Origin of the sequence: Roseobacter ponti (assembly GCF_012932215.1) — a bacterium.
Classification (GTDB): domain Bacteria; phylum Pseudomonadota; class Alphaproteobacteria; order Rhodobacterales; family Rhodobacteraceae; genus Roseobacter; species Roseobacter ponti.
The window spans coordinates 1,760,607-1,786,090 of sequence record NZ_CP048788.1; the positions used below are offsets into that span (position 1 = coordinate 1,760,607).

The window sequence follows — 25,484 nt, forward strand, 5'->3', positions numbered from 1 at the left end:
TCTTCCTCAATATCCAGGCGTATTCCGGGTGATCCCTGCCGACCGGTATGTGGTCGGTCCGCAGTTCTGAAATCCTGTCTGCTCAGGTTGTGATATTCGTTCCGAGTGCCCGAGGAACAACAAACCATCCGGTTTCAAAACGCTGTGAAACCTGGGCCATAAGGTGTCCTGTGTTTCAGAATCGAAATAGATGACGACGTTCCGGCAAAAAATTACGTCGAACTGCTGCCTCATGGGCCAGTCTGACAGCAGGTTCAGTTCGCGAAACGTGACGAGTCGGGCGATTTTCGAATCCACCGTGTAAAGAACTTCAGAACTGCCTGAGGCTTTGCGGAAATATTTGCTCAGCATCACGGATGGAACTCCGTTGATCAATCGTTCCGGGTACTCTGCGGTCCTTGCAAATGCGACAACGTTCGGGTCAATATCGGTCGCCAGTATCCTAAAATCACTCTCGAAAACTGTGGGAAACAATTCAGAGAAAAGCATCGCAAGTGAGTAGGCTTCCTGACCATTGGAGCAGCCCGCTGACCAGATCCTTACCCGTTTCCCTGCGTTCAGAGCCGAAATCAGGGCCGGAGCAATTTCCGCCTTCAGATACTCAAAGTGATGGATTTCTCTGAAGAAATGCGAAACGTTTGTTGTCAGCGCTGATATCATATAGCGACGTTCTTCACGGCCGGCGTCTGAGCAGACATGACGCGCGTATCGCGAAAAATCCGAGTACCCTAGCACTTTCAGTCTTTTGCGCAAACGTGACTGGATCATGGACTTTTTTTCGGCCAGAAGACGCAAACCGCTTTCCTGGTAAGCCAGTTCAGCAATGGCCTGAAAATTCTCCGCGTCGAGCGCCTGTTCTGATTGAAAATCTGACATCACGCAGCCGTGCTCTGGACCGATGCCACGACGGAACTGAGCTCAAGTACGCGTATCATGCGCTCATCAATGAGTGTCAATGCGCTGACCACACCGGGACCCTGACCGGATTGCATTTCGGGAGGCGGTTGCAGGTCGTCTTCGGTAAGAGCGATGATGTCGGACACAGCATCGACCAGGAGACCAGTCAGCATATCGTCATGGCTGACCACAATTATCACGTTGCGATCCGTTTGTTCGCGGGCCCGCAGACCAAGCCTTTCTGACAGGTCCATAACCGGCAGAACTGTTCCACGCAGGTTAATCACACCCTTCATGTAGCTCGGCGCATGGGGCAGAGGAGTGGTTCTGGTCCAGCCTCTGATTTCGCGGACCGACATGATATCAAGCGAATATTCCTGGTCCGCCAGCTGAAAAGTCAGAAGCTCTATGGATTTAACCGTTTCTTTTTCGCTCATGCCGGAATTCCTGTCAGAGAGGGGGACGCTCCTGTCCCTGTTGCACCGATTGCATTGGAAATAATGTCGGAGGTGTCGAGGATTAATGCGATTTGCCCGTCTCCGAGAATGGTGGCTGCGGCGATGCCGGGTGCGCGGAAGAAGCTGTCATCCAGTCCTTTGATTACAACCTGACGCTGGTCAAGAATGCTGTCGATGATCAGGGCGGCGTGACTACCGTCTTCGTGGGCGATCAGGAGCACTACGCTGCCTTCGTACTCGCTGATCGGTGACCGATAGCCAAGTTCTTCACCAAGATCGAACAGCGGTACGAAACCGCTGCGCACCCTGACCACATGTGCACCGGGCCTGACCATTTCGACATCTCCCTTGCCGAGAGTGAGGGTCTCAATCACGACATTGAGCGGCAGTACCAGCGTTTCATCAGCAACCTGCACTACCATCCCGTCAAGGACAGCGAGAGTGAGGGGCAGCGAGATGGAGAATGTGGTCCCGACGCCGGGAACCGAAGAGATTGTTATCCGGCCGCCAAGCGCCTGGATTGCGGTTCGGACCACGTCCATCCCGACGCCGCGACCCGACAGATCAGACACGACAGAGGCAGTTGAAAAGCCTGGCAGAAAAAGCAGGTTATCGATCTCGGTGTCAGAAAAAGACACATCGGCAGGAACAAGCCCTTTGTCGATTGCAATCTGCAGTACTTTTTCCCGGTTTATACCGCCGCCATCATCAGAGACATCGATTACGACGCGGCCGGAACGATGAGCCGCTGTCAGATTAACTCTGCCCTGCCTGGGTTTGCCGGCGGCGAGCCGTTTCTCGGTTGTCTCGAGCCCGTGATCGACGGCATTGCGGATCATATGGGTGAGAGGGTCGGCCAGCCGCTCGATAACTGTCTTGTCTACCTCGGTGTTTTCGCCTTCCGTATGCAGGCGCACGTCTTTGTCGACCATGGAAGAGGATTCCCGGACAATCCGTGACATTCTCTGAAAAAGTGACTTTACCGGCTGCGCCCGGATCATCATGACGCTGTCCTGGATGTCTCGCGTCAGGCGCTGAAACTCTTCGAGCCCGTTCATGGCATCGGAATGAGGAGATAAACCCGACGACTCAAGGCTTTGCGACAGCATTGCCTGATTGATGACAAGCTCGCCCACGAGATTTACGAGACGTTCAATGCGGTCGAGATCGACGCGCACGACCGATTTGGCTGCTGCAGGAGCGTTTGTTTTCGCGGGGGGCTTCTGCTCCGGGGTTTTTGTGGCCGGCACTTCTGCAGCCGGCGCATCCGGTTCGGGTTCCGGGAGTGTTTCGGTGGCTGGCTGTTCGTTCCGGGGCACACCCGGGCGCGCCTCCTGAACATTCGTTGCGGCATCAGGCAACGGCACTTCCTGCGTGCTCTGTACAACCTCGATTCCGGTCTCAGGCATTTCCTGAGAAAGCTCTGCTGAGATTTCCTCCGGTTGCCTGATCGCTTCGACTTCAAGGGTGCAAAGGCCTTCCACAAATTCAAAGGCCGCTTCAATCTCGGCCGCATCCGCTTCGGTCGACAGCTCAATGGTCCATGATAAGAAGGAATGTTCGGGGTTCAGGTCTGCAAAGTCAGGAAGGCGCTCAAGTTGACAGATGACGTCACACTCTCCCAACTCATCCAGAGCGCGCAGCATGTGAAACGGCTCATTGCCAGTTTCAAAGAGTTCATTTGCAGGCCGGAACAGGATGCGGAACCGATTGGTGCTGGCGATGGGAGGAAGATCCGGCAGATCAGCGATCGCCAGCTCCGGCGTGTCGTCTTCGCCTCCAAGATCAAGATCCAGCGAGAGTATGGCAGGCTGGAATTCGATATCCTCCTCAGGTTCCGGCTCATCATGGGCGCTGGCCCCTTCTTCACCCAAAAGTTTATCGAGTTCACCAAGAAGCTCTGCCGTCTTCTCATCCGGCAGGTCTCCAGCATCCCGACTGATGCGGACAAGGTCAGAGAGGTGGTCGGCACACTGGAAGAATACCTTCAGAGCATCGGCGCCAGCGGACATGCGCTCAGACCGTATCTCATCAAGGACGGTTTCGAAACGATGTGCAAAGCGTACAAGTGCTTCCAGGCCGAAAGCCCCGGCGCCGCCTTTTATCGAATGGACTGCGCGAAAAACCACATTGATGGTCTCGGTGTCGTCGGCTCCGTCATAAAGCAGCTGCAGTCCGTCCTGCAATGCTTCAAGCAGTTCCTCGCATTCTATAAAGAATGAAGCCCTGATTTCCGCCATCGGATCATTTGCATCAGACATAACGTTCTCCTCAGCCAGCAACCATCTGCAAAGCCTTGATCAGCTTTGACGGATCGAACGGCTTTACGATCCAGCCGGTCGCCCCTGCGTGACGTGCACGGGCCTTGAGCTCAGGCGCGGCTTCGGTGGTCAGAACAAGGATGGGCGTTGCGCGATGCTCTTCCTGTCCGCGGACCGCATCAATGAAACCGAACCCGTCCATACGCGGCATGTTGATGTCGGTGATAATCGCATCGGGAGTGATCCCGCTGAGTACTTCGATGCCGTGCACACCATCATCCGCAGTATGCACGTTAAAACCAGCCGGCAGCAGCGCCAGCCGGATCATGTCCCGCATCGTGCGGCTGTCATCCACTGCGAGTATTTCGAGTGTCATATGCGACCTCCGGCGATTGTTTCGGGTGTCATGCCCATGACGCGCAACTGGTCGATCACGCGGTCAGAAGCGTTGATCAGTGACAGCGACCGGCCGTCTTTTCGTGCGGCGGTTGCGGCTGCAATCAGAATCTGCAGGCACAGTGCCCCGAGATGGCGTACCTCTGAGAGATCGACGATCACTTCGGGTTCCGTGCGTTCCCGCAGAGCAGTGGCCAGTCCCGCTGCTGCGGAAAGATCAAGCCTGGCATCCGGTACGAGGGGGTCACTCATCGGTTCCTCCGCGATGAAAGGTATTTTCCAGACGCATTGATTCCTCCACATCGGCTGATCAGTCGGACAGCGACGGTTGTAGGGCGCACTCCGTTAAACTTCGGTTACCCGCCTGTGATTTCTTTGGACGGGGAGCGGTCACGGTCGCTCTGTCCGGAAAAAAGAGACTGTGAAATGCAAAACGGAGCCCTGTGAGGCTCCGTTTTCTCAAAACACTTACATCGGCCCTTCGGACGGCCCGGTCTGTTTCAGCGTCTGCGACGACCGCCGGTCCGACCGGCACGGCCGCGCCCTTCCTGCCCGGGTTTGGGGGGTTCTTTGTTGAACTCAATCCAGGCCCCGCCATGCGGGTCATTGTTGGTCAGGAAATTGGCCGCGCGAATGGCTTCCATCTCGCGGCCCGGGCGCGGCTTCGTCGAGCCCAGACCTGTCAACTGGCAGAAAATCTCATCATCCATTTCGTCCGGAACGATGATCCCTGCGGCAGCAAGCTCCTGTTTTTTAGCCTCAATCCTTGCCGCATTCACCGGCAGGGCGACGGGGTTCATGATCGCGGATGTCATACCCGCCTCCATCGCCATCGGCAGGAACGCGTTGTTGATCCCGTGCCGGTTTGGCAGGCCAAAGGAAATGTTGGACGCGCCGCAGGTCGTGTTCACGCCCAGCTCTTCGCGCAGACGCCGTACCAGTGTGAACACCTGATGCCCGGCAGTTGCCATCGCGCCAATTGGCATTACCAGGGGGTCCACGACGATATCATGCGCGGGGATGCCGAAATCCGCCGCTCGCTCGACGATCTTTTTCGCCACGGCAAAACGCACATCCGGGTCTTCGGAAATACCGGTATCGTCGTTGGAGATCGCCACCACCGGCACGTTGAACTTTTTCACCAGTGGCAGAACGAGCTCAAGACGCTCTTCCTCGCCGGTCACCGAGTTCAGAAGCGGGCGGCCCTCACAGGCCTCAAGCCCCGATTGCAGCGCGCCGGGCACAGAGCTGTCAATGCACAGCGGCACATCCACAATGGTCTGAACCCGCTCGATCAGCGCTTTCATCAAAGGCGGCTCGACAAAGTTGTTATCGGCATAGCGGGTGTCTTCGGCCATTTTATTGGTGAAAACGGCGCCCGAGTTGATATCGAGCACTGTCGCGCCTGCGGCCACCTGAGCGATGGCATCCGCTTCGACGGTTGAGAAATCGCCGGCTTCAAGCTCCAGGGCCAGTTTCTTGCGCCCTGTCGGGTTGATCCGCTCCCCGATCACGCAGAACGGCTGGTCAAAGCCGATGACGGCGGTGCGGGTTTTGGATTCGACGATTGTTCGTGTCATTCAGTAAGTCCTTGGATCAGGCGTTGGCCGGAACAGCGGCGCTGCCGCCGTTTTCGATGGCCCAGGTGGCATTTGTCCTGATGCCACCCAGCGGAAAGAAGTGCACGTTTGTAATGTTGAACTCCGGACTGGCGGCCTTATGCGCAGCCAGATCGCGGATCACGTCCGTGGGTTCATAGGGCAGCAACAGCTTGGTCACATCCATCGCGCGTTTCTGCAGCACTTTAAGCGAGGGGCCGACACCGCAGGCGATGGCAAATTTAATCAGCGTCTGCAGTTTGGCAGGGCCGGCGATCCCGATATGGACGGGCAGGGTGATGCCATCTGCTTTGAGCGCATCCGCCCAGCGGATGATCGGTTTTGCGTCAAAGGCGAACTGCGTGGCAATCGCCATTTTCGCATCGGTACGGGTCTGAAAGTCGTTTTTCCATTTCAACGCGGCGGAGACATTGGTCATTGAGCCGTCCGCGTCGATGTCGCGGTTGCCTTCGGGGTGGCCTGCAACGTGCAGACGGGTAAAGCCTGCCGCGTCAAAGAGGCCGGTTTCCATCAGCTGCATGGAGCTGTCGAAGTCGCCGTGCGGGGTGGTTACACCGCCTGCGAGCAGCAGTGCCTGTTTCACATCCGCCTCCCCCTGATACCGGGCAATCCAGTCGGCAAGCGTCGCGCGGTCTTTGATGATGCGCGCCGGGAAATGTGGCATTACCGGAAAGCCGTCCGCATTCAGGCGTGCGGCGGTAGCAACCATCTCTTCAATCGGTGTGCCTTCTATATGCGCGATATAGACGCGGGTGCCGGCAGGCAGAAGATCGCGGAAGTTTTCGACCTTTTCGGCCGTTCGGGGCATCACTTCGATTGAATAATCCTGCAGAAAAGCCTCTGTTTCAGGGCTTACTCCGTCGGGCATCGCAGTCTCTTTGCGTTTGAAATTCAGAAGGGCCATCAGGCGATCCTTTCCGGGGAACAGTGTGTCGAAGAGGGGCGGCAGCGCTCAGGCCCAGCCGTCGTTATCAATCAGTGCTTTAATGCGGGTCCTGTCATATTCCGCATCGATCCGGGCAGCTTCGGCGTCGGCGACCGCGTCGGGATCGCCCTCAACCTCATAGCTGCCGGCTTTGCGCCATTCCGCGAGATACGCATCGGTGTCCTCTGCGCCAACCTTCATTGCAGCGCGGTCAATCGCCTGCTCGAAGCGTTCAGGCAGCGGACGTTTGGAGCCACGTCGTCCCTTGCCCACGATCACCTGAGCGGGGATATCGCGCCAGTAAACGATTGTGACCTCAGGCATAGACTGATTCCTCGCATGTCCTTCGCAACTGTCTAACGGGTGCCACACGATCCTCAGTGCCGGTTTTCGACAGAAAGGACGCGTTCCGCGACGTGGCCCCCGGTATGACACAGCGCAGCGCGCGCGGCGAGGCCTCCGCAGTCTCAGATTTGTCATGATGATTGTGCGGATTTGTCATATGAGGCGACAGCCAGGACCACGCCCCCGCTTGCGCTGGCGCGCGCCAGTGTCTAGGTTGAGCGCAACCCGATATGAAAGGCGCAGAAGATGGCGCCAAAGCGTCCCACAGGTGCGGGCGCGCTCGACAAACTGACGGCTCTGAGCCCCGCGCCGGTTCCGCCACGGTCAGGTGAGCTTTATGCCGCCCTCGACCTTGGTACAAACAGCTGTCGCATGCTGATCGCCCAGCCGAGAGGCAGCGGTTTTCATGTGGTGGACAGTTTCTCCAAATCCGTGCAGCTCGGCGCGGGGCTGGAGAAGTCCGGGCGCCTGTCGCACGGATCGATGTCGCGTACCATTCAGGCACTTCGCATCTGTCAGCAGAAACTCAAGCGCAATAACGTGGACCGGATGCGGCTTGTCGCAACCGAAGCCTGCAGGCGGGCGCGCAATGCGGATGATTTTCTGCGCCGCGTGATGAATGAAACCGGTCTGCACCTCGATATCATCGAGCCTCAGGAAGAAGCACGCCTGGCCGTTGTCTCCTGTGCGCCGCTGGTGAGCCGTAATACCGAGAACCTGCTGGTTGTCGACATCGGTGGGGGCTCGACCGAACTGGTGTGGATCGATCTGTCGGATGTGCCGCGCAGTGACCGTCCGCAATCAATCATGCGCCTGCACCAGGGGTTCAAATATGATGCTGCCGGGGCACCGGCTGCGCGGGTGGTGGACTGGATCTCGGTTCCGCTCGGGGTGGCCACCCTGCGCGATCAGTTCAACGATGTGGATGATGATGCCGCGCGCTTTGCTCTGATGAGCTGGTTTTTCGAAGAGAACCTGTCGGATTTCACACCTTACCACGATACGCGACCGCATGAGAAGTTTCAGATTGTCGGAACATCGGGCACGGTGACTACGGTCGCGGCGAGCCATCTTGGCCTGAAACGCTATGACCGCACCAAGGTGGACGGGCTGCACATGACCACCGATCAGATCGACCGGGTGATCCGCTCTTACCTCGCGCTGGGGCCTGCCGGGCGCCGGGCCGATCCGCGCATCGGGCAGGACCGGCACGCGTTGATTATGTCGGGAGCGGCCATTCTGCAGGCGCTGATGCGCTGCTGGCCTACGGACCGCCTGTCGGTGGCGGATCGCGGTCTGCGCGAGGGTCTGCTATATGCGCAGATGAGTGCGGATGGCGTGCTTGATGACGGAGCCCTGTGATGGCGAAAACACCCTCAGGCAAGAATACTTCCGGACGCGGTCAGCGCGAACTGAAGGTCAAAGTAAAATCCGCGCGCGGGCGCAAGCTCAGCTCCACCCGCTGGCTGCAGCGGCAGCTCAATGACCCATACGTCAAACGCGCCCGTGCAGAGGGTTACCGGGGCAGGGCGGCCTACAAGATCCTGGAGCTTGATGAGAAATACCGTTTTCTGGTGCCCGGTGCGCGAGTGGTTGATCTGGGCTGTGCGCCGGGGGGTTGGTGTCAGGTGGCGGTCAAGCGGGTGAATGCGCTTGGCGAGAGACAGGGCAAAGCTGTCGGCACGGTTCTGGGTATCGATCTGCAGGAAATGGAGCCTATCGCGGGCAGCACGCTCTACCAGCTCGATTTCATGGCCGATGACGCCGATGCGCAGGTGCGCGAATGGCTGGGCGGCAAAGCGGATGTGGTCATGTCTGACATGGCCGCTTCGAGCTCGGGTCATAAACAGACTGACCATCTGCGGATCATCGCACTGTGCGAGGCGGCGGCGTATTTCGCCTTTGACGTGCTGGAGGAGGGAGGCACCTTCGTTGCCAAAGTACTCGCCGGTGGCGCCGAAGGGGAGCTGCAAAAGCTGCTGAAACAACGATTCTCGAAGGTTGCCAACATAAAACCGCCGGCCTCGCGTCAGGACAGTTCGGAAAAATTCGTTGTGGCGACAGGCTTTCGGGCGGAGAACTGACCGCTTTACCAAACTTTAAGTGACATCTGCGTAGGTATGGCCAGTGGCCGCGCCACGCCGGCGGGCCAGATATCAAAGGACCCGAGTATGTTTCGTACAATCCGTCTGTCTGCTCCACTGGTCGTGGCCGCCAGCCTTCTGCAGGCCGCAGATGCCCCGCCCGCGATGCGGGCTTTCGTCGAATCCGACATCATGACCTGGGCGCATGATGCCAATGTCATCGCCGCCATCAATAAGCAGAACCAGCAAACCGCGGGTGCCAGCGAGGCACAGATCCTTGAATGGGATACCGCCTGGCGCGCGCAGGTCGGACAGTCCGACCAGCCGCTGATCAGCGAAGTGATGGGGCGCGATCTCTCCGCCTTCCTGAAAGAAAAAGTTGAGGCATCAGGAGGGCGCATCACCGAGATTTTTGTGATGGATGCGGCCGGCCTGAATGTTGGTGCAAGCGATGTCACATCTGACTACTGGCAGGGCGACGAGGATAAGCACGCCAGAACCTATGGTGCGGGTTCCGGTGCTGTTTTCGTTGATGCGGTAGAATTCGACGAAAGTTCGCAGTCCTATCAGGGGCAGGTATCGGTTTCGCTGACAGACCCTGCATCGGGCGAAGTTGTCGGAGCGATGACCATCGGCCTCAATGCCGAGGCGTTCTTCTGAACCTTAATGCTGTTGCGGGTGCGGATCAGGTTCGCGCCTGCAGCGATCTTGCGGCAGCCTGCTGCAACTGCATCACCTCTTCAGGTGAGACCCGGCGGATGTCATAACCGCCCACACGTGCGACAGTTGTGTCCGCCTGGTTCTTCTGGCGGATCAGTTCAAAAAGGCGGCCGTGGCGCGGCAGCGGTGCACGGTGTGCAGAATACATGTGCGTGTCTCCTTTGTCCCCGGCAACCGACCTGACAGATGACTGTGGCATGCATCGGGCAGTTGCATGACATTCGGCGGGCACTAACCGCAGGTAGATCAGGCGCGGCCCGTCGCGGCGCCGGCACCTCTGGTGGCCTGTCCGGCGGCGGTCACAGAAACCGGCAAATCACGGAAAACATGTGAAATGTAGCGAAAATCCTTTGCTGCCGGGCCTGCGCACTTCTACAAGGGAAGGGGGTAACCCTGCTTCGCATGGGGGTGCGCAGGATCGAAAAGTCGCTGTTTCAGTTCATCTGGAAATATTCCAGGCGTGATCAGCTCGTGTTGCTTGTTTTCACGTGCACGCTGTTCCCGTTCCTGTTTCTGACCCTGGAGCTGCCCAAACGCATCATCAACGATGCGATCGGCGCACAGAATGCGACGGTATCTGTTCTGGGAGTGAATCTCAGCCAGGTCACCTTTCTGTGGCTGCTCTGCGGGGCGTTTCTGCTTGCGGTCCTGTGTCACGGCCTGCTGAAGATGCGCATCAATACGATGAAGGGTGTGCTGTCTGAGCGTATGCTGCGGCGTCTGCGGTTTGATCTTATTGCGCGCCTGCTGCGCTTTCCCAAGCCCTATTTCCGGCGCACCTCGCAGGGCGAGCTGGTGGCGATGATCACCGGCGAAACAGAGCCGATGGGCGGGATAATGGGTGACGCGCTGACACAGCCGGTGCTGCAGGCCGGGCAGATGCTGACCATTCTGTTCTTTCTGTTCATGCAGAGCGTCTGGTTCGGGCTTGCCGCGATTGCACTGATCCCGTTGCAGGCCTGGCTCATTCCGCGCCTGCAGAGGCAGATCAACCTTATGAACAAAGAGCGTATCAAAGAGGTGCGCCTGCTCGCCTCAATGATCGGAGAAAGCGCATCGGGCGCCAGTGAACTTCGCACCCACGGCGGCTGGCGTTACCGGCTTGCAATGGTGACAGACCGTCTGGGCGCCGTGTATCGCATCCGCTTTCAGATATACCAGAAAAAGTTCTTCATGAAGTTCATCAACAACTTCATTACCCAGCTGACGCCCTTCTTTTTCTTTGCGGCAGGCGGCTATCTGGTGATCCAGGGCGCGGTATCTCTGGGTGCGCTGGTCGCAGCCCTCGCCGCCTACAAAGACCTCAGTTCGCCGTGGAAAGAGCTTCTGACCTATTACAATCAGGCCCAGGATATGAGCCTGCGCTGGGAAACCGTAGCTGAGAAATTCTCGCCTTCGGGCGAGGTCCGGGAAGAGCTGATGACAGGCCGGCCGGATGACATCCCGCATCTGAACGGACAGATCGAGCTTTCCGACGTGAGCGTCGCGGACGGTGATGGGAACATTATTCTGGATAATATATCGGCGCAGTTTCCGGCGGGTCAGGTCATCGCGATCGCTGCCGCCAGCGAAGAGGACAGGCACGCCCTGACAGATGTTCTGACCCGCGAGGTGATCCCCCAGAACGGCCGGGTGACAATTGCCGGGCAGGATCTTTCGGACATGCACCAGGTCACGATTGCCGCCCGGATCGGTCACGCCAGTTCGCGCCCGGTGTTGTTTCAGGGCTCCTTCGGCGAAAACGTGATGATGGGGCTGTCTCCGGCGCCCCGGGACACCGACAGCCCTGCCGATGCGGATCTGCTGCGCGAAGCGCTGGCGGCCGGTAACAGTGCTGATCCGTTCGGGGCGAGCTGGCTCGATCCGGGGCTTGCCGGCATAAAGTCCGAACAGGAGCTGCGGGACTGGTGGCTGACGCTGGTGGATGCCATGGGCACCGGTGGGCCGCTTTTTCGCCGTTCACTTGATCAGATTATGGACCCGCAGGAAGATACACCGCTGGCGCGCGGTCTGGTCGCGGTGCGTCCGAAAGTACGTGCGGCCGTTCAGGAGGCAGGTCTGGAACGGCATGTCTTCCGGTTTGATCCTGACGCCTATAACCCGGCGCTACCGGTTGCCGGGAATCTCTTTTTTGCAACCCTGCGCCGCCCGATGAGCCAGCACGAACTGAGCCGGCACAGTGAACTTTTCGCGGTTCTGGAGCGGCTTGGACTTGATGAGAGCCTGCTCGAGCTTTCCTGCGAGGTGACCGAACTGCTGAATCAGATTTTCGGAACGGACGGCACCGAACACCCGCTTTTCCGCAAACTGGGACTGGACCCTGTTCTGTACGAAAAATCCGTTCAGGTTGTCCGGGCAAGGCGCGCAGATCCGGGCCGTGACCTCAATGAGGCTGACAAAGCGCTGCTTATGTCGCTGCCGTCTCAGATCTCGGCCGAACAGATCGGGCGGGCCTTTCCCGAAGAGCTGCGTCACCAGGTACTTGAGGGGCGCTCGCGTTTGACCCGGGAGATGCGTGATGCATTGAGCGATCTGTTTGCCCCGCTGAGCGAGGACCGTATCGCGCCGGGCCTGTCGGTTCTGGAAAATGCGCTCTACGGAAAGGTGTCAGAGACAGCCGGTTCGCGCGGAGATGAGCTGCGCAGGATTGTCTCCGGTGTTCTGGAGGCCGAGGGTCTGCGGCCCCGGGTCATCGAACTGATCTATGATCTGAAACTGGGGCTCGGCGGCGGCGATCTGCCGGCGATTTTCGCCGAACCGCTCGCGCTTTTCCGTGCTGCCGTAAAACGACCGGATATTCTTATTTTGGAACAGGCGCTTAACAGCTATGATCAGAGCGTGCGCATCGGTCTTCATAACAACCTGCGAAAACTGCTGCCGGACACGACGATCATCTACATCAATGAAACCTTCGAGAGTGCCGATCCCTTTGACATCTATTTAGAGGTCGTGCAGGGGCGCCTTGTGTCCGATGCCGCCGTGGATGAAGTCATTGACGACTCCGCCGCGAGTGCTGATCTGATGCGAAAGGTACGCGCGCTTGAAGCCACGGATATGTTCTCCGGGCTCAGCCGCAAACAGCTGCGCCTGCTGGCCTTCGGATCCAAATGGTATTCGGCGCACCCGGGCGAAGTGATCTTTTCCAAAGACGACGACCCCGGGGACGGGGCTTACATGATCCTCTCCGGGCAGGCCGGGCTTTATAATCCTGACGGTAAGGACGGCGAGGTGCTTGTCGCCGAGGTCGGACCTGGCCGGCTGGTTGGTGAGCTTGGTCTGATCCGCAACGTGCCAAGGGCGCTGACCATGCGGGCAAGTTCTGACATTGAGGCCCTGCGTCTTGGTGCAGAGGAGTTTCTGGCGGTTGTGGAAAACGATGCGGCAACGTCCTTCAAGCTGCTTCAGGTCGTGGCCGGCTATACCTCCTGAACTGCAGTATACAGCCGGACAAACCATCACCGGGCGGAGTGTGCCCATATGCCTCTGACAATTTTTTGCTTGCTGGCCACCTGCGGGGGTGCTCCGGAGGTGGACAAATGCGGTGCATGCCCGTGGATCCTTTGATGGCCCCCCAAGCTGGCTTTCGGCAAAGCGCCTTATTATTAAACAGATCGCGTCGTCTGCGCGCAAAAATTAATCACGCCACGCGGGTTTGGCGCCAGGTATGCGTTAACACATTCGCCTGACGACCGGTTAAGGCAGAGTAGCGGCCAGAACAAGGAAACTAGGGTTCCGCCGCCTGCGGGTCAGGTCCGAGAGTTTCCGCTGCTCCAGCAAATTCTGCAGCAGTACACGGCGGGGGAAAATCCCGGGAGAGCAATGTTCCGATCTGGTCATGTCTCTCACCTGCAGTTCTGTCGACGGCCATATCGATACTATTCCGACAGAACCTGAAAAAGGAGTATTATCAATGGGCAGGCCTTCAAAACTGATCCTTTCTTTCCTTGCCGCTACGACGCTTGCCGGGGCACCCGCGACAGCGCAGGAAAAAACCGACTTCCGAGTTGCCTGGTCGATTTATGTGGGCTGGATGCCATGGGGTTACATGGAAGACAGCGGCATCATGGACAAATGGGCTGAAAAATACGGCATCGATGTCGAGATCGTGCAGATCAACGATTATGTCGAATCCATCAACCAGTATACGGCCGGTGCCTTTGACGGCGTCTCGGCTACAAATATGGACACGCTGAGCATCCCGTCGGGCGGCGGTGTGGACACGACCGCTCTGATCGTTGGTGACTATTCCGATGGTAACGACGCGGTAATCCTGAAAGGCGAAGGCGATCTGACGTCGCTGGCCGGCAAACCGGTGAACCTTGTTGAGCTGTCTGTGTCGCACTACCTGCTGGCCCGCGCGCTTGATTCCGTGGGGCTCGCAGAGCGCGACCTTGACGGTGTGATCAACACGTCGGACGCCGATATGATCGCGGCATATACCACCGATGACGTTCAGGCCGTGGTCACATGGAACCCGCTGGTGTCGGCCATTATGGAAGAACCTGGTGCCAACAAGCTCTTTGACAGCTCAGACATCCCCGGCGAGATCATCGATCTGATGGTTGTGAATACTGAAACGCTGGAGGCGAACCCGGCCTTTGGCAAAGCACTGGCAGGTGCCTGGTATGAAACCATGGCCCTGATGGCCGCCGGCGATGAAGAAGCACTGACAGCGATGGCAGAGGCGTCTGGTACAGATCTTGCGGGCTATAAAGCGCAGCTCGACAGCACTGAGATGTTTTATGACCCGGCAGCTGCCGTTACCTTCACCGAAAGTGGCGAACTGCCTGACACGATGGTCAGCGTTGCGGAGTTCCTTTTTGACAAGGGCATACTGGGTGAGGGCGCGCCATCGGCTGATTTCGTCGGCGTCGCATACCCTGACGGCTCCACAACCGGGGACGCCGCCAACGTTAAGTTCCGTTTCGATACGACCTACATGCAGATGGCTGCGGACGGCGCGCTCTGAGCCTTTGTCATGCGCTGGATTAACCGAACTCCGGGCCGGGCAGCAGCATTCTGTCTGATGCTGCTGCCGTTCGCGGCTCTCTTTATCGCCTACGCGCTCGGATCCGAGGCCCGTCTGGCCGATAATCCACAGGACAAACTGCTGCCTGCGCCGTCGAAAATCGCTGAGACGGCCGGGCGGCTGATAACCACTGCTGACCGTCGGTCGGGCGAGATACTCTTCTGGAAAGACACATTCGCGTCGTTGCAGCGGCTGGGCCTCGGGGTGGCCATCGCTGCTGTGACCGGGCTCATCACCGGTCTTGCGATCGGTCTATTTCCCTATGTACGTGCTGCCGCATCGGGGTTCGTGTCGGTGCTCTCGATGGTCCCGCCGCTCGCGGTTTTACCCATTCTGTTTATCGTTTTCGGACTTGGCGAGGTAAGCAAATTAGCGCTGGTGGTCATCGGTATCACCCCCTTTCTGATCCGGGATCTGTCGCAGCGGGTTCTGGATATCCCTTCGGAGCTTTTCGTCAAAGCGCAGACGCTCGGTGCATCGAGCACTGTGATAGCGCTGCGCGTGGCACTGCCGCTCGTCATGCCGCGCCTCATCCAGTCGGTGCGCCTTTCACTCGGGCCCGCCTGGCTCTTTCTGATTGCATCAGAGGCGATTGCCGCAGATGGCGGGCTTGGCTACCGCATCTTTCTGGTCCGCCGGTATCTCGCGATGGACGTGATCCTCACCTATGTCATCTGGATTACCCTGCTTGCGTTTCTCTTTGATTTTGCTCTGCGCCGCCTTTCGCAACGGCTCTTCCCCTGGGCAGGCGAGGACAGCCTGTGAGTTTTGTCAGTGTCTCCGGCGTTTTCAAATCCTACGGGCGCAGACCGGTTCTCGAAGCCGTTTCGCTTGAGGTTGCAGAGGGCGAGTTCATCTCGCTGGTTGGTGCCTCAGGCTGTGGCAAGTCGACGTTCCTGCGGATGCTGCTCGATGAAGAACAGCCAAGCCGCGGGACAATCCACGTGGACGGGATGCCGCTTACCGGCGAGCCGTCGCGAAACCGTGGTATCGTCTTTCAGCGCTATTCGGTATTCCCGCATATGTCGGTGCGCGACAACATCGTGGCGGCCACGGCTTTTCAGACCCGGTTCGGATGGCTGAACGGCGCGGCCAGGAAAGCGGCGCATGACGCCGCTGCAAAAACCCTTGAGCGTATCGGTCTCGGGCATGTTGCGGACCAGTATCCGGCGTCGCTTTCCGGCGGCATGCAGCAACGCCTGGCCATCGCACAGGCGATGGCAGCGCGCCCGCGCATATTGCTTCTCGATGAACCCTTTGGTGCGCTTGATCCGGGCACAAGGCTGGCGATGCACGCCTTTTTACTGGAACTGCGTGCAGAGACCGGCATGACTGTCTTCATGGTGACCCATGATCTTGAAGAGGGTTTCAAACTGGGCGACCGTGTGCTGGTGTTTGATAAACCGCGCTGGGATCCGCAGGAACCGGAAGCCTATGGTGCTACGATAACTTACGATTTTGATGCCCGCGATGGCGGCATCCCCTATCAACGCCTTGAGGAGGACACCCATGTTTTTAAGCCCCGCTGACCAATCGCGCAGCCATCACCCTGCCGATCACATCCGCGATGAGAAACGACGGCATCATCCGGATCTGTCCAAACTCATGGGCTGGAAAGCGATGCGCAAGGAGGCAGATATTCCCGAGGGAGAATGGGAAAAGGAGAAAGCCTGGGCGCTGCGGATGGGGCTGACGGCCGCCGATACCATTGAGGACCGTTCGATCCCGACATTCGCGCGCGGCGAACTGCCTCATTACGCGGGGATCAACACATTCCTCAAAGCGCCCTATACCGAAGATGTGACGGAGGTCGGCAATTACGACGCCACCGTTCTGGGCGCGCCATTTGACGGGGGCACGACGTACCGGCCGGGTACACGGTTCGGCCCGCAGGGGGTGCGGAAAATATCGGCGCTTTACACGCCGTACAATTATGAGATCGGCGTTGATCTGCGGGAAGAGATGAGCCTGTGTGACGCGGGTGATATCTTCACCATTCCCGGCAATATCGAAAAGACCTTTGATCAGATCAGCAGGGCCGTGAGCCATGTTTTCTCCTCCGGTTCCATGCCGATAATCATCGGCGGGGATCATTCCATCGGCTTTCCCTGCGTGCGGGGTATTGCCGAGTGCACTTCCAAGAAAATCGGCATCGTGCATTTTGATCGTCACGCGGACATTCAGGAAAAGGATCTGGATGAACGAATGCATACAACGCCTTGGTTTCACTCGACAAACCTTCCGAATGTGCCGGCAAAGAACCTGGTGCAGGTCGGGATCGGCGGCTGGCAGGTGCCGCGCGAGGCAGTCAAAGTTGCCCGTGAGCGCGAGACGAACATCATCACCATGGGCGATATGGAAAAGATGGGTATCGACAAAACTGCTGAGATGGCACTGGAGATGGCCTGGGACGGGGTTGATATGGTCTATATGTCATTTGACATCGACAGTATTGACTGCGGCTTCGTGCCCGGGACCGGCTGGCCGGAGCCGGGTGGGTTCCTGCCACGCGAGGCCCTTGCGCTGGCATCCAAAGTGGCGGCTGAGGGGATCTGCGGGATGGAGCTTGTTGAGGTTTCTCCCCCTTACGACCAGTCCGAGATAACAGCATTGATGGGAACACGCGTCATTGTTGATGTGCTGGGATCGCTTGTGTCCAACGGCAGGATGGGCGCGCATCGCAAACATATCGATAAACCGGTCAGCCTGCCGATGGGAGACTATTCCGAAGAGACCCACGGCAAGCGCTGGTCCACCAGGGCGAGGAGCGAATAATGCCGCATGATCACCATCCGAACGACGCGCACAGCCACCATCATCACGACCACCCCGCGACCGGCCACAATCATGCGGACGCTGAGCACCTGCATTCGCATATGCATGATCACGATGAGGCCGCTGACCTGCAGATCCTGACGAACCAGTTCATTGACGGTTTTGTGGCTGCGAAAGACAAAATGGCCTACCTGCGCATTGCCGGGGTGCCTCTGGAGCTGGCCGATAAAGCGGGCGGCCCGTCGCTCAAACTGGTGGACGTGCATCTTAGTACTGAATGGCAGGTGGGCACGGCTTCGCCCTCATTTGGATCTTCAGAACTCAGCTATCTGCCGTATCCTGGCGAAATGGTAACCGAGCGCACTAATATGGGTTTTGTGTATGTCTCGCTGAAAGCCAAGGATACTGTGGATCTGCGCGCGTTCATAGCAGGTAAGGCGGGGCCGGACTGAGGTTTGTTAAGGCGGATGGCGATGCATTGCACCTGGGGGCCGGTGTGTGATGGGTAATCCAGGCCACGTCTGCGGCCGTGAAACCCGCGCTTGAGGGCGGGTCGTCCGCGCAGGAGTGTACTGTGCCTGTTTTTCCTGCGTTTATTCCTTCGTCGCAGAACTGAACAGAAAGCGACTCCGTCCTGCCTGCGCGTTTGATCAACGCCGGTCGGAAGGACCGACTGGTCCGCGCCGGAAGGCTCAGCCGGCAATCCTCAGCTTTTCGGTTTTTGTCGCAGGCTGGGGGATGGTGAAGGAGACCCTGCATCCCCTTGGCTCTGCGCCTGAAATTTCGATCGTGCCGCCCCATCGTTCGACTGTCCGTTTGGCAAAAGCGAGGCCAAGCCCGGTCCCTTCCTCGCTCGCGGAGAGCCTCTTGAAGGGCTCAAAAACCGTTTCGCGCGCACTTTCGGGAATTCCGGGGCCGTCATCGGTCACAATGACTTCGATGCCGGAGCCGCGCGGGGTGAATTCCACACTGATCGTTCCTGTCTCCTGGTCGTGGTATTTTCCGGAGTTTGAGATCAGATTGCGCAACACGGCCTGAAGAGCCGTTACATTGGCATAAATTTCCTGCTCTGTGTCGTCAAAACAGATGTTTATACCCGGCCTGCGGTACACCAGTTCCAGTACACTGGCGCGCAACTCATTCAGATCTGCGCGCTCGACCGGAAGATCAGAGGCGGTATCGTCGGCATAGCGCAGAAGGTCATTGATGAGCCGCGACATGCGGTGAGAGAGCGTGCCCATCAGATCCCAGTGTCCCTGAATGACTTCCGGAACAGTCTGGCTGTTCTCTTCGAGATCATCGGTGATGAACTGCATCAGCATCCTCAGCTGAATGAGTGGTGCATTCAGGTCATGGGCCGCGATGGCGGCAAAGGTCCGCAGCCGATCGTTTGAATCCTTCAGCTGTTCGGCCTGGTCGCGGATCATGTCCTGCTGTTTCTGCAGCCGGGTGACATCCACCCTGAGTGAGGCGTAATGATGCCGTCCCAAGGGAAACTCGCTGGCCTCGAAAACCCTTTGGGTCCCGGTGAGAACGGTCCGCGCATCAAGCTGTCCGGCGGAGATGGACGCCACGATCTTGTCTGCAAATTCCAGAGCATTTTCCTGATCCTGTCCGGTTTCCTGTATGAGACCGGTGGTGACAGAAACGATAGTGCGCATGTCTGTACCTGCTTCAAGCAGATCCCTGGTTTCCGGAAAAATCCGGGTGAAGCCGCAACTCCAGTGTACCGCGCGCAGATCTGCGTCATAGATGACAATCGCTGCTCCGACTTCATCAAGTGCTGCCACAAGGAGTTCGCCGGCCTCGTTCTGTGCGCGCAGGCGCAAGCTGTCGTTTTTGTGCCGCTGACGGCTTGCGGCAAGAATGCCCAGAGCGAGTGTTACAGATCCGGCAACGGCGATCGCCCACCAGAACAGGGGGTAGTCTGTCAGCGTTTTAGGGCGACCGAACCACAGCGCGTTCAGAACTGTGAGCTCGCGCGGCGTGATTTCTACGGCGATCGCGTCGTTCAGCGCCTTCTGAAGTCCGGGCCGGTCAAGAGCTGTGAAAAACCCGGAAGGCCGCGAAATAAGAGCAGGCCTGAGCGCCCGTGTGAACTGTTCGACGTCCGCCTGTCGCAGCCTTTTCCGGAAACTGTCGCCCGGGGAGACGACCGCGTCCACGTCGCCGGCAAGAAGAGCCACGATCATCTGATCCCCCTGATCAAATTCAACGATCCTGGCAAAGGGGATCTGCTGTGCGCCGGTCACGGTAAAGCTGCCCGCAACCACGCCGATCTTTTTGCCGGAAAGATCTGCTACTGTCTGCACACCGCCTTTGTCCCGCACGAAGGCCAGCAGCTCAAATGCGCCGAGCACATCAGTCGGCAGGCCAAGTGCAAGACGCTCTTCTGTCATCGCGAGAAGGGAGCTTACATCCGCCTCACCAGAGCCGATCATTCGCAGGCTTTCGGCCGGATTGGGTGAAGGAATAAATTCCAGCCGGTATCCGGCTGCACCTGCCAGTCTGCGCATCAGGTCAATTGAAAATCCACGCGCGTTTCCGTCAGAATTCGTGAAGGAATAGGGATTGAACTCTTCGTAAGCCATCCGGATTACCGGCTGATCTGACGCTGCCGGTTGCACAGACAGTGCGACTGCAATCGCAAGGCACAGCAGCCGGGCCAGCAGGGTAAGCCTTGTGATCATTTTCCGACCCGTTCGTTTCACAGCAGGAAGGGTACGCAGGTGCGGGTGAATCAAAAGTAAAGGCGCAGGGGCCGGTTCCGGCCATTTTTAATCATAGAGACGCAGGCCGGGCCCGGGCATCTCAGGCCCATGCCGGCGATAATGCGGTATCCCTGCGTTTCCGGACATCGCGCCACGGCCACGGGCACACCATAAAATCTTGCCAGAAATTAATATTTTTGCGAGCATTCCTGTGCGTATGGAAAATCAGACAAAAGATGGCACCGCTTCGAAGCGGTTAAAGCGGCAGGTGATCCTCACACTGGCTCTGGCCAGCATGTTGCTGTTTCTTGCACTGGTCTTTGAAGATATCGGCGAACTTGCCGCGGCGAACTGGTCAGAACTGCCGCTGGGACTGATTGTCCGGTATGCTGTTGCCATGGGTATCGGTGGCGCCGTCGCCGGGTATGTTCTGGCGGGGCTATTTGGCAGGCAGGGCATCACTGGCTGGTGTCTGGCGATGACGGCTGGCGTTCTGGTAGCGACATTCGCGGGCTTGCTGGGAAGCGCCATCGGTCTTGCGCCGGATCTGTTATCCGACGGCTATCAGACCCGGGATATTGTGGCGATCGGGGCAGGGGCGCTGGTCTTTCCGCTGGCCGTTATCGGATGGCCGGTGCTGTTGCCTGTCTGGATCGTTCTGATTGCACGGGCGCACATGCTGGCGCGCAGGCGAAGGTAAGAGTTTATAACTGCTTATGCGTTGACCGGTTTGGTTTCCGGCGGCGGCAGGTTAGCGCCTCGCAGCAGGCGACTGACGAGGGCCCGCGTGGCAGGTGCAGGGCCGCATACCACAGGTCCGTCTTCTTTACCCGCAGGCCTTTCTCAGAGGCGCCGGCCCCGCGATGCAACCGGACAGCGCGACCGTTAACCCCCTCATAATCAGATCGCGCGCGCGCTTCATCAGACAGGTCCGGCTACGGACAATCGGGCCGTTTCCATTCCGAACGCGGCGCAGTAGTTTATGTCCCGGACAGAACCGGAAACACGATGAAAAGGATGGGCAGATAATGTTCGCACAGCTGCTGCTTGGCTCGGCAATCACGCTTGTCTCGCTTATCGGGGCGGCCCTGGTGTGGTGGGTTCTCAACGAAGCCCTGTTGTGGATGGAACCCTGGTTGCGGCGCCCGCCGATGCCGGCAAAGTCGCTTATTGTAGTCTTTATGGCGGTGCTCGCGACCATGGCCATGATGACGCTGGGCGTCTGGTTATGGGCCGCAACCTTTGTGTATATGCTGGTGTTCAGCTCTCTGGAGGAAGCGGTTTATTATTCCCTTGTTGCCTATACAACGCTGGGTCTCGGCGATGTCGTTGTGCCCCGTGACCAGCGGCTGCTCGGCGGCATGACGGGGGCGAACGGTTTTATGATGTTCGGGCTGATGACCGCAATGCTGACCGATACGCTGCGTCACGTTCGGCGGGTCCAGCGCAATCTGCGCGACTGAACGGGCTTCAGGCAACCAGGCGGCCGACCGGGTTGGCAGCAGCTTCGGAAAACATCTTGATGCGCCCCCGCGGCACTGTCGTTCTTCTGTAACACCATCACCAAATCCCGGGGTGAGACAGTTGCGGGGGCTTTCTGTCAGGTCTGACCGGTGGCAGAATTCACACCGCAATGACGGGGGAAACAGATGTATCTGAAGCTGATGCGACTTACGGTCCTGCTTGCTGTATTGCCAGGCTTCGATGGCTCTGCTGAGGCGGAGAGCCTGATGGACAAGGTGAAATCAGGCACGGTAAAAGCCGGCGATCTCGCCAGAAAGGGTGCGGATGCTGTTGGACAGTCCATCGATTCCACCAGTGAGCTGATGCGCGAGGAAGAAACGCCGGAAGCAACACGCGCAAAGCTTGACGCGATGGCCGGAGATGTTCTGGCAAGGCTGCTTGAAGAAAACCCGCAGGCCGCGGATATGTACGAGCTGAGTGCGGGATATGCCGCCTTTGACATGCGCCGGGTGTCGATCTTCCCGCTCTCCGCAGGGTACGGTCGTGGCGTCGCCGTATCAGCCGGGGACCGCAGCCGGACTTATATGCAGATGGGAACGGGCGGGCTCGGAGCGGCCTTCGGTATCGGAGGCTTTGAATCTCAGTTCGTCATTCTTTTTGAAACTCCCGTTGATTTCGAACGATTTGTGGAAAACGGCTATGACGCCTCTGCGGATGCCGGGTCCATGCAGGGGGAAGACCGGCAGGCCACAGAAGTGCAGTTTACCGAAGGCCGGTCGTTTTTTGTACTCAGTAAAACGGGATGGCGGGTCAATGCCAACGCGTCCGGCACGAAATACTGGAAAGACAAATCCCTGAACTGACCCCTTTTTCCGCCCGAGGGCACGGGTGACACGTGCCGAATGCCCGGCAGTGTTTCTGGTTGCGGAGCGTGCGGCAGGAGGAACCGGCCGCACATTCTCTGAAACCGGTAATTTTCCGGGACATCACCGGCCTGTTACCGGTACCGCCCGGACTTTGAGCAAAGTCAATTCCGGCCACCGCGCCTGGTGATATACCCTGCGACATGTCCTTTGACCCCACCCGGAACGAGCCTGGCGTCGCGGCGTTCACTCTCGGCTATATCGTGCTTTTCACGATCTGGTTTTTATCGGTCGGCAATTACGAGTTCATCATTTACGTCGTGACAATGCTGGCACTGGTTGTGCTTGTGGGCGCTTCCCTGGGCAGGGCCGGATATCCGCCTGCGATGCTCTGGGCGCTGTCACTCTGGGGGTTGGCACATATGGCGGGTGGCGGTGTGCCGGTCGGCGGTGCAGTGCTCTATAACCTTAAACTGCTCCCTCTGATCAGCACCGACCGGCTTTTCATCCTGAAGTATGACCAGCTGGTACATGCGTATGGCTTTGCAGTTGCGGCCTGTGTGCTGCATCACCTGCTGGTACGCCATTTCCCGACGGCGCGCGGCACCGCCACTGCGCTTGTCTATCCTGCACTGGCATCGATGGGGCTGGGCGCGGTCAATGAGATCATTGAGTTTTCAGCCGTGCTGGCTGTTCCTGATACGAATGTCGGCGGCTATATCAATACCGCGCTCGATCTGTGCTTTAACGCTCTGGGGGCCTGTATCGCAGTTGCCGTTATTGGCTTCAGACGGGACCGATGATCGCAAAGACTGTCCGCAGCCCTCTAACATGACACTCCGGTATACGAGCCGACCACGGAGCCAGGGCACCCGGGTCAGGTGCGGCACGGGCAAGGATGCAGATGCAATAAGGGCTCGGGGTAGGAATGTGGCGGAGAGACAGGGATTCGAACCCTGGGACCCCGTGAAGGGTCAACGGTTTTCGAGACCGCCCCGTTCGACCACTCCGGCACCTCTCCGCGGGGATCGTCCGGGGCGTTTAGTCATGTTTTCGGGCGCTGACAAGAGGGGACAGGCGAGCGGATGCCGCACACGGTAATTTTCATTGCTCCGGACATTAAAAAGCTTAGATTCCCCTTCAAACAGGCGCAGAAAGGTTCTGACGGATGACATTTTCAATACGTGCATGCTTTGGCGTGCTTGCTCTTGTGGCCACGCTTGTGACCGGCCACGCAACGGCAAAAACAAACGATCCGGACCGGCTGGAGGCCTTTCTGGAGGCCACAGGTTTTGACGTGGCGCTTGAAAGCATCAGACTGTCGGCGGAATCTGCGCCCGCGATGCTGGGCATCGAAACCGAAGATTTCGGATCGGAATGGACAAGGCTGGCGGATGAGGTGTTTGACACAGAACTGATGCACAATGAGGCCATCGACATCCTGTCCGAGGCGCTCACCGATGAGTTGCTGGATCATGCGGTCGACTTCTACACCTCTGATCTGGGCCGGCGGCTGGTCGCTGTCGAAAACGCCTCGCATATGGATGACGACGACGGACTGCGCCAGGAGGCCGGGCAGGCCATCGTGGCGGGCCTGGTGCAGATCGGCTCACCGCGTCTGGAGGAGCTGAAGCGGCTGAACAGTGCAACCGGGTCTGAGGACGCTTCTGTTCATGCAATTCAGGAGGTGCAGGTGCGCTTTCTTATGGCGGCGGCGGCCGCCGGAGTGATTGAGCTGCGCATGGAGGAAGAGGACCTGCGCGAGAGCCTGAAGACCCAGGAGGGTGAATTGCGCCGCGGCATGAAGGTCGCGGGCCTGGCAGGTTCTGCCTATACCTATCAGGCGTTTTCTGATGATGAGATTACCGCCTATGCGGATGCACTGGAAAATCCGACGATGCAGCAGGTTTATGAGCTGATGAACGCGGTACAGTTTCAGATTATGTCCGACCGCTATGAAGCGCTCGCCGCGCGGCTGCAGGGTCTGCAGCCCAGTCAGGAGCTGTGATGCTGCGCGCGGCTTTGGTGAGTGCAGCGCTGAGCTTTGCGGCTCTGCCGGCCTTTGCGGACGCGCGTATCACCGTTCTGATGGACCTGCTGAAGGTCAGCGAGGTCACTGAGATTCTGCGCGCCGAGGGGCTTGAGTATGTGAGCGAGCTTGATGCGGATATGCTGCAGGGGCAGGGGGGCGATTTCTTTGCCGTCCAGACCGATCAGATCTATGAAACCGGCCGCATCGCCGAGACGGTGCGCCAGGCGCTGGAAAACGGTCTCAGTGACGCGGATCTCGATGCTCTGATCGGCTGGTACAGCACCGGGACCGGCGCGCGGATTGTTGACCTTGAGAACGCCGCCCGCAGCGCCATCTCCGACCCGGCCGTCGAAGAGGCTGCACGCACAGGTTTTGAGGCGCGGGCAGATGCGGATGATCCGCATGTGGCTCTGGTGCGGCAGTTCGTGGAGGATAACGACCTTCTGACGCGGAATGTCTCGGGCGCCATGACCTCAAATTACCGGTTTTTTACCGGTCTGGCGGACGGCGGGTTTTATGAGCAGTCCGAAGAGCAGATTCTTGCAGAGGTTTATGCGCAGCGGGATGAGATCCGTGAAGACACCGAAAGCTGGCTGAACGGCTATCTTCTGATGGCCTATCAGCCCCTGAGCCTTGCCGAATTCGAGGCCTATGTGGCTTTTTCCGCCAGCCCCGCAGGGCAAAGCCTGAACGCGGCACTTTTCGATGGCTTCGAGACGGTGTATCGCGACATCTCTTATGCGCTGGGGCGGGCTGTCGCCCTGAGTGCCCGGGGCAATGACATCTGATCGCCACAGGCGCTTGACAACTGTGCCGGACTGGTGCAATTGGCGGCCTCACTGATGCGGGTCCGGCACACCGGGCCCTTTCACTTTAACGTACATCCCGACAGCGGGGTGCGCTGT

At 58.5% G+C, this 25,484-nt stretch carries 25 protein-coding genes, 1 tRNA gene and 1 riboswitch; of the genes, 15 read left to right on the forward strand and 11 right to left on the reverse strand.

The genetic code is table 11. The features are described 5' to 3' along the window. Positions 1-6 precede the first annotated feature (6 nt). From G3256_RS08415 to G3256_RS08450, 8 genes are all read right to left on the reverse strand, one after another. Positions 7-876, reverse strand: coding sequence for a CheR family methyltransferase (locus G3256_RS08415; protein WP_169640392.1), 870 nt, complete (start codon positions 874-876; stop codon positions 7-9). Next, a complete protein-coding gene (locus tag G3256_RS08420; protein WP_169640393.1) occupies positions 876-1,334 on the reverse strand; it encodes a chemotaxis protein CheW in 459 nt (152 codons plus the stop codon). Before G3256_RS08420 ends, G3256_RS08415 begins: the two co-directional genes overlap by 1 nt. Further along, the gene (locus G3256_RS08425; protein WP_169640394.1) at positions 1,331-3,616 is read right to left on the reverse strand and encodes a chemotaxis protein CheA; all 2,286 of its coding nucleotides are present in this window, start codon (positions 3,614-3,616) and stop codon (positions 1,331-1,333) included. The genes G3256_RS08420 and G3256_RS08425 overlap by 4 nt, the downstream gene beginning before the upstream one ends. A 10-nt stretch (positions 3,617-3,626) precedes the next feature. Then, positions 3,627-3,992, reverse strand: coding sequence for a response regulator (locus tag G3256_RS08430; RefSeq protein WP_169640395.1), 366 nt, complete (start codon positions 3,990-3,992; stop codon positions 3,627-3,629). After that, on the reverse strand, positions 3,989-4,264 hold the full coding sequence (locus tag G3256_RS08435; RefSeq protein WP_169640396.1) for an STAS domain-containing protein: 276 nt from the start codon (positions 4,262-4,264) through the stop codon (positions 3,989-3,991). Before G3256_RS08435 ends, G3256_RS08430 begins: the two co-directional genes overlap by 4 nt. Positions 4,265-4,512: 248 nt before the next feature. Continuing rightward, positions 4,513-5,592: a methyltetrahydrofolate cobalamin methyltransferase gene (locus G3256_RS08440; RefSeq protein WP_169640397.1), complete on the reverse strand. Its 1,080-nt coding sequence runs from the start codon at positions 5,590-5,592 to the stop codon at positions 4,513-4,515. A 16-nt stretch (positions 5,593-5,608) separates the two neighbouring features. Further along, positions 5,609-6,535 (reverse strand): methylenetetrahydrofolate reductase, encoded by a 927-nt coding sequence (locus tag G3256_RS08445; RefSeq protein ID WP_169640398.1) that lies wholly within the window; start codon positions 6,533-6,535, stop codon positions 5,609-5,611. Positions 6,536-6,583: 48 nt separating this feature from the next. Then, the gene (locus tag G3256_RS08450) at positions 6,584-6,880 is read right to left on the reverse strand and encodes a virulence factor (RefSeq protein WP_169640399.1); all 297 of its coding nucleotides are present in this window, start codon (positions 6,878-6,880) and stop codon (positions 6,584-6,586) included. A 267-nt stretch (positions 6,881-7,147) separates the two neighbouring features. Between G3256_RS08450 and G3256_RS08455 the strand changes: the two genes are divergently transcribed. From G3256_RS08455 to G3256_RS08465, 3 genes are all read left to right on the forward strand, one after another. Then, positions 7,148-8,263, forward strand: coding sequence for a Ppx/GppA phosphatase family protein (locus G3256_RS08455; protein ID WP_169640400.1), 1,116 nt, complete (start codon positions 7,148-7,150; stop codon positions 8,261-8,263). Beyond that, a complete protein-coding gene (locus tag G3256_RS08460; RefSeq protein ID WP_169640401.1) occupies positions 8,263-8,985 on the forward strand; it encodes an RlmE family RNA methyltransferase in 723 nt (240 codons plus the stop codon). Before G3256_RS08455 ends, G3256_RS08460 begins: the two co-directional genes overlap by 1 nt. A gap of 87 nt (positions 8,986-9,072) precedes the next feature. Then, on the forward strand, positions 9,073-9,645 hold the full coding sequence (locus tag G3256_RS08465) for a hypothetical protein (protein ID WP_169640402.1): 573 nt from the start codon (positions 9,073-9,075) through the stop codon (positions 9,643-9,645). A 25-nt stretch (positions 9,646-9,670) separates the two neighbouring features. On the opposite strand, the gene G3256_RS08470 is transcribed toward G3256_RS08465, so the two are convergent. Continuing rightward, entirely contained in the window at positions 9,671-9,853 is a 183-nt protein-coding gene (locus tag G3256_RS08470; protein WP_169640403.1) for a hypothetical protein, read from the reverse strand. A 254-nt stretch (positions 9,854-10,107) separates the two neighbouring features. Here G3256_RS08470 and G3256_RS08475 point away from each other — a divergent pair, with 254 nt between their 5' ends. The 6 genes from G3256_RS08475 (at position 10,108) to G3256_RS08500 (ending at position 17,961) form a co-directional block, all read left to right on the forward strand. Then, positions 10,108-13,134: an ABC transporter transmembrane domain-containing protein gene (locus tag G3256_RS08475; protein WP_169640404.1), complete on the forward strand. Its 3,027-nt coding sequence runs from the start codon at positions 10,108-10,110 to the stop codon at positions 13,132-13,134. A gap of 284 nt (positions 13,135-13,418) precedes the next feature. Beyond that, positions 13,419-13,522, forward strand: a riboswitch (guanidine-I (ykkC/yxkD leader). A 93-nt stretch (positions 13,523-13,615) separates the two neighbouring features. Continuing rightward, on the forward strand, positions 13,616-14,674 hold the full coding sequence (locus G3256_RS08480; RefSeq protein ID WP_169640405.1) for a putative urea ABC transporter substrate-binding protein: 1,059 nt from the start codon (positions 13,616-13,618) through the stop codon (positions 14,672-14,674). A 57-nt stretch (positions 14,675-14,731) separates the two neighbouring features. Then, a complete protein-coding gene (locus G3256_RS08485; protein ID WP_343044390.1) occupies positions 14,732-15,499 on the forward strand; it encodes an ABC transporter permease in 768 nt (255 codons plus the stop codon). Beyond that, positions 15,496-16,263 carry an ATP-binding cassette domain-containing protein gene (locus G3256_RS08490; RefSeq protein WP_169640407.1) on the forward strand — a complete coding sequence of 256 codons (768 nt, stop codon included), beginning with the start codon at positions 15,496-15,498 and terminating at the stop codon, positions 16,261-16,263. The genes G3256_RS08485 and G3256_RS08490 overlap by 4 nt, the downstream gene beginning before the upstream one ends. Then, entirely contained in the window at positions 16,244-17,509 is a 1,266-nt protein-coding gene (locus G3256_RS08495; RefSeq protein ID WP_169640408.1) for an agmatinase family protein, read from the forward strand. Before G3256_RS08490 ends, G3256_RS08495 begins: the two co-directional genes overlap by 20 nt. Then, positions 17,509-17,961, forward strand: coding sequence for a hypothetical protein (locus tag G3256_RS08500; protein WP_169640409.1), 453 nt, complete (start codon positions 17,509-17,511; stop codon positions 17,959-17,961). The genes G3256_RS08495 and G3256_RS08500 overlap by 1 nt, the downstream gene beginning before the upstream one ends. Positions 17,962-18,201: 240 nt before the next feature. On the opposite strand, the gene G3256_RS08505 is transcribed toward G3256_RS08500, so the two are convergent. After that, positions 18,202-20,199, reverse strand: a complete 1,998-nt coding sequence (locus tag G3256_RS08505) for an ATP-binding protein (protein WP_169640410.1) — start codon at positions 20,197-20,199, stop codon at positions 18,202-18,204. Between the two features lie 238 nt (positions 20,200-20,437). Here G3256_RS08505 and G3256_RS08510 point away from each other — a divergent pair, with 238 nt between their 5' ends. The 4 genes from G3256_RS08510 (at position 20,438) to G3256_RS08525 (ending at position 23,350) form a co-directional block, all read left to right on the forward strand. Further along, positions 20,438-20,920: a hypothetical protein gene (locus tag G3256_RS08510; RefSeq protein ID WP_169640411.1), complete on the forward strand. Its 483-nt coding sequence runs from the start codon at positions 20,438-20,440 to the stop codon at positions 20,918-20,920. Positions 20,921-21,248: 328 nt separating this feature from the next. Then, positions 21,249-21,683, forward strand: a complete 435-nt coding sequence (locus tag G3256_RS08515; RefSeq protein ID WP_169640412.1) for a potassium channel family protein — start codon at positions 21,249-21,251, stop codon at positions 21,681-21,683. 186 nt (positions 21,684-21,869) lie between these two features. Further along, positions 21,870-22,547, forward strand: a complete 678-nt coding sequence (locus G3256_RS08520; RefSeq protein ID WP_169640413.1) for a lipid-binding SYLF domain-containing protein — start codon at positions 21,870-21,872, stop codon at positions 22,545-22,547. A 203-nt stretch (positions 22,548-22,750) separates the two neighbouring features. Then, entirely contained in the window at positions 22,751-23,350 is a 600-nt protein-coding gene (locus G3256_RS08525) for a DUF2238 domain-containing protein (protein WP_169640414.1), read from the forward strand. Positions 23,351-23,478: 128 nt separating this feature from the next. On the opposite strand, the gene G3256_RS08530 is transcribed toward G3256_RS08525, so the two are convergent. Further along, a tRNA-Ser gene (locus G3256_RS08530) sits at positions 23,479-23,568 on the reverse strand. 147 nt (positions 23,569-23,715) lie between these two features. Between G3256_RS08530 and G3256_RS08535 the strand changes: the two genes are divergently transcribed. Then, positions 23,716-24,555, forward strand: coding sequence for a DUF2059 domain-containing protein (locus G3256_RS08535; RefSeq protein ID WP_169640415.1), 840 nt, complete (start codon positions 23,716-23,718; stop codon positions 24,553-24,555). Beyond that, positions 24,555-25,367 carry a DUF2059 domain-containing protein gene (locus G3256_RS08540; RefSeq protein ID WP_246227859.1) on the forward strand — a complete coding sequence of 271 codons (813 nt, stop codon included), beginning with the start codon at positions 24,555-24,557 and terminating at the stop codon, positions 25,365-25,367. Before G3256_RS08535 ends, G3256_RS08540 begins: the two co-directional genes overlap by 1 nt. The last annotated feature ends 117 nt before the right edge of the window (positions 25,368-25,484 follow it).

Bases quoted from the DNA above. Each gene is read 5' to 3' on its own strand.
- G3256_RS08420 (WP_169640393.1), bottom strand. From the start codon at position 1,334: ATGAGCGAAAAAGAAACGGTTAAATCCATAGAGCTTCTGACTTTTCAG.
- G3256_RS08425 (WP_169640394.1), bottom strand. From the start codon at position 3,616: ATGTCTGATGCAAATGATCCGATGGCGGAAATCAGGGCTTCATTCTTT.
- G3256_RS08440 (WP_169640397.1), bottom strand. From the start codon at position 5,592: ATGACACGAACAATCGTCGAATCCAAAACCCGCACCGCCGTCATCGGC.
- G3256_RS08470 (WP_169640403.1), bottom strand. From the start codon at position 9,853: ATGTATTCTGCACACCGTGCACCGCTGCCGCGCCACGGCCGCCTTTTT.
- G3256_RS08455 (WP_169640400.1), top strand. From the start codon at position 7,148: ATGGCGCCAAAGCGTCCCACAGGTGCGGGCGCGCTCGACAAACTGACG.
- G3256_RS08495 (WP_169640408.1), top strand. From the start codon at position 16,244: ATGTTTTTAAGCCCCGCTGACCAATCGCGCAGCCATCACCCTGCCGAT.
- G3256_RS08485 (WP_343044390.1), top strand. From the start codon at position 14,732: ATGCTGCTGCCGTTCGCGGCTCTCTTTATCGCCTACGCGCTCGGATCC.
- G3256_RS08435 (WP_169640396.1), bottom strand. From the start codon at position 4,264: ATGAGTGACCCCCTCGTACCGGATGCCAGGCTTGATCTTTCCGCAGCA.
- G3256_RS08460 (WP_169640401.1), top strand. From the start codon at position 8,263: ATGGCGAAAACACCCTCAGGCAAGAATACTTCCGGACGCGGTCAGCGC.
- G3256_RS08430 (WP_169640395.1), bottom strand. From the start codon at position 3,992: ATGACACTCGAAATACTCGCAGTGGATGACAGCCGCACGATGCGGGAC.
- G3256_RS08535 (WP_169640415.1), top strand. From the start codon at position 23,716: ATGACATTTTCAATACGTGCATGCTTTGGCGTGCTTGCTCTTGTGGCC.
- G3256_RS08415 (WP_169640392.1), bottom strand. From the start codon at position 876: ATGTCAGATTTTCAATCAGAACAGGCGCTCGACGCGGAGAATTTTCAG.
- G3256_RS08510 (WP_169640411.1), top strand. From the start codon at position 20,438: ATGGAAAATCAGACAAAAGATGGCACCGCTTCGAAGCGGTTAAAGCGG.
- G3256_RS08480 (WP_169640405.1), top strand. From the start codon at position 13,616: ATGGGCAGGCCTTCAAAACTGATCCTTTCTTTCCTTGCCGCTACGACG.
- G3256_RS08520 (WP_169640413.1), top strand. From the start codon at position 21,870: ATGTATCTGAAGCTGATGCGACTTACGGTCCTGCTTGCTGTATTGCCA.
- G3256_RS08500 (WP_169640409.1), top strand. From the start codon at position 17,509: ATGCCGCATGATCACCATCCGAACGACGCGCACAGCCACCATCATCAC.
- G3256_RS08505 (WP_169640410.1), bottom strand. From the start codon at position 20,199: ATGATCACAAGGCTTACCCTGCTGGCCCGGCTGCTGTGCCTTGCGATT.
- G3256_RS08445 (WP_169640398.1), bottom strand. From the start codon at position 6,535: ATGGCCCTTCTGAATTTCAAACGCAAAGAGACTGCGATGCCCGACGGA.
- G3256_RS08465 (WP_169640402.1), top strand. From the start codon at position 9,073: ATGTTTCGTACAATCCGTCTGTCTGCTCCACTGGTCGTGGCCGCCAGC.
- G3256_RS08515 (WP_169640412.1), top strand. From the start codon at position 21,249: ATGTTCGCACAGCTGCTGCTTGGCTCGGCAATCACGCTTGTCTCGCTT.
- G3256_RS08475 (WP_169640404.1), top strand. From the start codon at position 10,108: ATGGGGGTGCGCAGGATCGAAAAGTCGCTGTTTCAGTTCATCTGGAAA.
- G3256_RS08450 (WP_169640399.1), bottom strand. From the start codon at position 6,880: ATGCCTGAGGTCACAATCGTTTACTGGCGCGATATCCCCGCTCAGGTG.
- G3256_RS08540 (WP_246227859.1), top strand. From the start codon at position 24,555: ATGCTGCGCGCGGCTTTGGTGAGTGCAGCGCTGAGCTTTGCGGCTCTG.
- G3256_RS08525 (WP_169640414.1), top strand. From the start codon at position 22,751: ATGTCCTTTGACCCCACCCGGAACGAGCCTGGCGTCGCGGCGTTCACT.